We start from the raw sequence: 2,516 nt of genomic DNA, 5'->3' as shown, positions 1-2,516 counted from the left end.
TGTGGATCGGCGTGGAAAAGGGACCCCGGTAGCGGGGTGATCGGCGTCGAAAAAGGACCCCTCATCCCGGTGGTCTAGGCTGCTCGCTTGGCGGTGTGTCAGGCGGCGAGATCGGGATGCTGGTATTGGAGACGGTGTTGAGGATCCGGCGCGAGCACGCGTCGGGGAAGGCCATCAAGGCGATAGCGCGGGACCTGCACCTGTCGCGCAAGGTGGTGCGCAAGGCGATCCGGGCGCCGGAGGCGGACATGGGCTACCGGCGGGAGGTGCAGCCGCTGCCGAAGCTGGGGCCGTTTCAGACGCGACTGGATGCGTTGCTGGAGGAAGACGAGGCACGGCCGCGGCGCGAGAAGCTGCGCCTCACGCGTATCCACGACCTGCTGCTGCGCGAGGGGTTCGACGGCTCGTACGACGCGGTGCGCCGCTATGCGGCTCGCTGGCGGCAGGCGCGGCGTCGCGATGTGATGAATGCGCCGGCCTTCATCCCGCTGCTGTTCCGGCCGGGCGAGGCTTACCAGTTCGACTGGAGCCACGAGGACGTCGAGATCTCGGGCAAGCCGATGCGCGTGAAGGTCGCGCATGTGCGGCTGTGCGCGTCGCGGGCCATGTATGTGCGAGCCTATCCGCGCGAGACACAGGAGATGGTGTTCGACGCCCATGCGCGGGCGTTCGCCTTCTTCGGGGGCGTGCCGACGCGCGGCATCTACGACAACATGAAGACGGCGGTGACGAGCGTGTTCACCGGCAAGGAGCGGGTCTTCAACCGGCGCTTCCTGGTGATGGCGAACCACTACATGGTCGAGCCGACGGCCTGCTCGCCGGCGTCGGGCTGGGAGAAGGGGCAGGTCGAGAACCAGGTGCAGACCGCGCGTGGCCGCTTCTTCCAGCCGCGGCTGCGCTTTGCCAGCATCGAGGAGTTGAACGGCTGGCTGGAGGCGGAGTGTCGCCGCTGGGCCGACATGCACCAGCATCCCGAGCAGAAGGAGCTGACGGTCGCGCAGGCATGGGCTGCCGAGCGCGGTGTGCTCCAGCCGGTTGTCGCCCCCTTCGACGGCTTCCACGAGAGCGAGCACGCGGTGAGCGGCACGTGCCTCATCAGCTTCGACCGCAACCGCTATTCCGTCTCCGCCAGGGTGGTGCGGCGTACCGTCCAGGTCCGTGCCTATGCCGACCGCATCGTCGTGCGCTGCGACGGCCAGGTCGTCGCCGACCACCCCCGGTTCTTCGGGCGCGACCGGACCATCTACGACCCGTGGCATTACCTGCCGGTGCTGGTGACCAAGCCGGGCGCCCTGCGCAATGGCGCGCCGTTCCAGGGCTGGGAGCTGCCGCCTGCGCTGTCACGACTGCGGCGCAAGCTCGGCGCCGGGGATGATGCCGACCGGCGGTTCGTGCGCGTGCTGGCAGCGGTGCTCGACGACGGGCTGGAGGCGGTCGAAGCGGCCGTACGCGAAGCGCTGCTGGCCGGCACCGCCAGCGACGACGTCATCGTCAACATCCTGGCCCGCCGACGCGAGCCGCCCCGGCCGCTAGCCATCGTCACGCCCGAGGACCTGGCGCTGCGCCACCCGCCGCGTGCCGACTGCACCCGCTATGACAGCCTGCGAGGCCTCCATGCAGCGGCATGAGATGATGACGGCCATGGCGGACCTTGGCCTCAAGGGCATGGCTGGCGCCTTCGACGAGGCCGTCACCACCGGGCTGCAGCGCAAGCGCACGACCATGGAGGTCCTGACCGACCTGCTGCGTGCCGAGGCGACGCACCGTCATGCGGCGTCCGTCCGCTACCGGATGTCGGCCGCCAGGCTGCCTGCGGTGAAGGACCTCGACGCCTTCGTCTTCAACGACACCCCCATCAACGAAGGGCTGGTGCGCTCCCTGCACAGCGGCTCGTTCCTCCCCGGCCGGCGCAACGTCGTGCTGGTCGGTGGAACGGGCACCGGCAAGACGCACCTTGCCACCGCCATTACCGCCAACGTGGTGCGGGCCGGCGCCCGCGGGCGCTACTTCAACACAGTCGATCTGGTGAACCGGCTCGAGGAGGAAACGCGCCTCGGCAAGGCCGGCACGCTGGCGGCCCAGCTCTCCCGGCTCGACCTCGTGGTGCTCGATGAGCTCGGCTACCTGCCCTTTGCCCGCTCGGGCGGTCAGCTGCTCTTCCACCTCGTCAGCAAGCTCTATGAGCAGACCTCCGTCATCGTCACGACGAACCTCGCCTTTGGTGAGTGGCCGACGGTCTTTGGCGACCCCAAGATGACCACCGCGCTGCTCGACCGCATTACCCACCATTGCGACATCGTCGAAACCGGCAACGACAGCTGGCGCTTCAAACACCGAAGCTGACGCCCGGGGCACCCGCAGAGAACGCTTCGCGCTGGTTGCGCCTCCGGTCGGGCTACGCCCGCCCTACGCCGCAACCAGCGCGAACGGTGCGACCCCCATACCCGTCACGCTGCTTGACGAAGGGGGTCCCTTTTGCACGCCGATAGGGGGTCCTTTTTGGACGCCGATTGACA

Annotated in this window: 2 protein-coding genes; both read left to right on the top strand. The window is 68.6% G+C overall.

From position 1 onward, the window contains the following. The first annotated feature begins 116 nt into the window (after nt 1-116). Complete coding sequence (gene istA, locus COA07_RS17555) at nt 117-1,628, top strand: IS21 family transposase (protein ID WP_083199003.1); 1,512 nt, start codon at nt 117-119, stop codon at nt 1,626-1,628. Beyond that, nucleotides 1,615-2,343: an IS21-like element helper ATPase IstB gene (gene istB / locus COA07_RS17550; protein ID WP_065846282.1), complete on the top strand. Its 729-nt coding sequence runs from the start codon at nt 1,615-1,617 to the stop codon at nt 2,341-2,343. The genes istA and istB overlap by 14 nt, the downstream gene beginning before the upstream one ends. Nucleotides 2,344-2,516: the final 173 nt, after the last annotated feature.

This window comes from Sphingomonas adhaesiva (assembly GCF_002374855.1).
In the GTDB taxonomy this organism is placed as follows: domain Bacteria; phylum Pseudomonadota; class Alphaproteobacteria; order Sphingomonadales; family Sphingomonadaceae; genus Sphingomonas; species Sphingomonas adhaesiva.
This window is presented reverse-complemented; position numbering and strand designations above follow the sequence as displayed.